The organism is Actinosynnema sp., from assembly GCF_052038725.1.
The window spans coordinates 1-2,764 of sequence record NZ_JBQGCX010000928.1 but is presented as its reverse complement, the minus strand read 5'-3'; the positions used below and the strand labels follow the sequence as shown (position 1 = coordinate 2,764).

The following is a 2,764-nucleotide window of genomic DNA, read 5'->3' as shown; positions in this document are numbered from 1 at the left end:
CCGCCCCGCCGGGGCGCCCCCCCCCGTCCCGCTACAGCGGCGCCGGGTACACCACGGTCAGCACGCGTCCCTCGGCCCCCTGCTCCGCCGCGTCCCGCAGGACCGAGTCCACCGCCGCCGAGCCCACCGGGTCCTTGCGGTCGAAGACCTCGCGCTGCGGCCAGATCAGCACGTGCTCGCCCTCCGGCAGCCACGACAGGTCCACCAGGCAGTCGTACAGCGCGTCCAGGTTGCGCCCGAACCAGTCCGGGAAGGACAGCGCCGCCGCGATCGCGTCCAGCGCCGCGCGCTTGCCGGTGATCTCGGCGCCCGCGAGCACGTGCGGGTGCGCGCCGCGCTCCTGCGCCTCGCGGACCGCGCGCGCCGTCACCTGGCCACGTCCACGACGACGAACGACTCGTAGTGGTCAGCGGTGTAGTACACCTCGTCCTCCTGACCGGTCACCAGCCTGCGCGCCCCCCGGTCACGACTACCCGGAGTGGGCACCGTGTACTCGCGGTAGTACTCGCCCTTGTGCTGCGGCAGCAGCTTCTCGCGGTTGCGGAACACCACGCCGTCGTTGCGCGGGTACGGGAACGGGCCGTCGCTGGTGATCAGCTTCCAGGTCTCGGCGGCCTGCGCGGGCAGCTCCGACAGCGGCTGCACGCTGAAGCCGGACGCCGACGCGCCGGGCACCGACGTGGAGCCCGCGCTGGAGGACGGGGGTGCGGGGGTCGAGTCGTTGCCGCGGTCCTTCGCGAAGTAGCCGACCACCACCAGGGCGATCAGGCCGACGAGCGCGACGGTGAGGCGCCTACCGGGAGTCACCCGTCCAGCCTACGAACGCGTCCTGCCCTCGCGGAGGCGGGGTTCCCGCACGTCGGTGGGCAGCGCGCCCACCGGGGGCTCGGCCTCCGGGTCGCCGCTGAGCCGCGCCGAGGCCTCGTCGACCACCCGGTCGATGAACCTCGCCACACCCAGCGCGGCGGGGAGCAGGACGGCCATCACGAGGGGGAACTGGAGGAAGAACGGCAGCTGGGCGAGCCACAGCTCCACCCCGTCCCACCAGCGCGCGATCGATTCCATATCGCCGTCGAGGGTAGCGCGTGACCCGTCCCCCGGAGGGGTGATCGCCTGAGTAGGTTCGCTGGCATGTTCTCCGTCTACGCAGCCGAGCCCAGCCCCGACCAGCCCCTCGCCGCGCTGCGGGTGGGGGAACGACCGGAACCCGAGGCGCCCGACGGGTGGGTGCGGGTGGCCGTGCGCGCGGCCACCCTGAACATGCACGACCTGTGGACCCTGCGCGGGGTCGGGATCAAGGCGGACCGGTTCCCGATGATCCTGGGCTGCGACGGCGCGGGCGTGCTGGAGGACGGCGCCGAGGTGGTGCTGCACTCGCTGATCGGCAGCCCGGACCACGTCGGCGACGAGACCCTGGACCCCGGCCGCTCGCTGCTGACCGAGAAGCACCAGGGCGCGTTCGCCGACTGGGTCGTGGTGCCCCGGCGCAACGCGATCCCGAAGCCGTCCGGACTGGACTTCGCCGAGGCCGCCTGCATGGGCACGGCGTGGCTGACCGCGTACCGGATGCTGTTCGTGAAGTCCGGGCTGCGGCCGGGGCAGACGATGCTCGTGCAGGGCGCCTCCGGCGGGGTGTCGACGGCGCTGGTGCAGCTGGGGCGCGCCGCCGGGTACCGGGTGTGGGTCACCGGGCGGACCGAGGCCAAGCGCGCGCTGGCCGAGTCGCTGGGCGCGCACGCGACCTTCGAGAGCGGCGCGCGCTTGCCCGAACGGGTGGACGCGGTGTTCGAGACGGTCGGCAGGGCGACCTGGTCGCACTCGATGAAGTCGCTCAAGCCCGGTGGCGTGGTCGTGGTGTCCGGCGCGACCACCGGCGACCCGTCGGCGGTGGAGCTGCAGCGGCTGTTCTTCCTCCAGCTGCGGGTGGTCGGCTCGACCATGGGCACGCGGGACGAGCTGGTGGACCTGCTGGCGTTCTGCGAGCGCAACGGCCTGCGCCCGCACATCGGCTCCCGCCTGCCGATGGCCGACGCCGAGGCGGGCTTCCGCGCGATGCTGGACGGCGAGACGGCGGGCAAGACCGTCTTCACCCTGGGCTGACCGGCGGGCCCGGTCGCCGGGGGCGGCCGGGCCTACTCCGGCACCCAGTCCGGCTTGCGCTTCTCCAGCCGGGCCGCGATGCCCTCCTGCCCCTCCGGGCCGCCGAAGTGCGCGGCGGAGAGCCGCAGCATGTCCGCGAACGCCGCGTCCACGTCGGTCCCGCGCTGGAGCATCGCCTTGGTGGCGGCGAGGGCGCCGGGCGCGCCGAGGACGAGCATGTCGGTGAACCGCGCGACCTCGGCGTCCAGCCCGCCTTCGGCGACGACCGAGTTGACCAGCCCGATCCGGGCGGCCCGCCCGGCGTCGAACACCTCGCCGGTGAGGAACAGCTCGTGCGCCGCGCGGCTGGACAGCCGGGGCAGCACGGTGACGGAGATGATCGCGGGCACGACGCCGATGCGCACCTCGCTGAACGCGAACGTGGCCGAGTCGACGGCGACCGCGACGTCGCAGGCGGCGACCAGCCCGACCCCGCCCGCGCGCGCCGGTCCGGCGAGCCGCGCGACGACCGGCTTGGGGCTGGCCCAGAGGGTCTTGAGGATCTCGGGGAACTCGTTCACGCCCTGGTCCTCGGTGGACGCCCCGCGCGCCTCCTTGAGGTCCATGCCCGAGCAGACCACCGGCCCGGTGTGGGTGAGGACGACGACCCGCACGGCGTCGTCGG

At 74.1% G+C, this 2,764-nt stretch carries 5 protein-coding genes; 1 reads left to right on the top strand and 4 read right to left on the bottom strand.

Features of this window, described 5'->3' with window-relative positions; translation table 11 throughout:
- Nucleotides 1-31 precede the first annotated feature (31 nt).
- Genes ACTUAL_RS19585 through ACTUAL_RS19575 form a run of 3 tightly spaced genes read right to left on the bottom strand, consistent with a single transcriptional unit; the run spans nt 32 to nt 1,065 of the window.
- Complete coding sequence (locus ACTUAL_RS19585) at nt 32-370, bottom strand: barstar family protein (protein ID WP_096491887.1); 339 nt, start codon at nt 368-370, stop codon at nt 32-34.
- Complete coding sequence (locus tag ACTUAL_RS19580) at nt 367-807, bottom strand: ribonuclease domain-containing protein (protein ID WP_096491886.1); 441 nt, start codon at nt 805-807, stop codon at nt 367-369. The genes ACTUAL_RS19585 and ACTUAL_RS19580 overlap by 4 nt, the downstream gene beginning before the upstream one ends.
- Nucleotides 808-816: 9 nt before the next feature.
- Nucleotides 817-1,065, bottom strand: coding sequence for a hypothetical protein (locus tag ACTUAL_RS19575; RefSeq protein WP_015800068.1), 249 nt, complete (start codon nt 1,063-1,065; stop codon nt 817-819).
- Between the two features lie 66 nt (nt 1,066-1,131).
- On the opposite strand from ACTUAL_RS19575, the gene ACTUAL_RS19570 reads away from it, so the two are divergent.
- A complete protein-coding gene (locus tag ACTUAL_RS19570; RefSeq protein ID WP_096491885.1) occupies nt 1,132-2,100 on the top strand; it encodes a zinc-binding dehydrogenase in 969 nt (322 codons plus the stop codon).
- 32 nt (nt 2,101-2,132) lie between these two features.
- On the opposite strand, the gene ACTUAL_RS19565 is transcribed toward ACTUAL_RS19570, so the two are convergent.
- Nucleotides 2,133-2,764 (bottom strand): enoyl-CoA hydratase-related protein (locus ACTUAL_RS19565; RefSeq protein WP_440901264.1); only part of this gene is annotated, 632 nt, incomplete at its 5' end.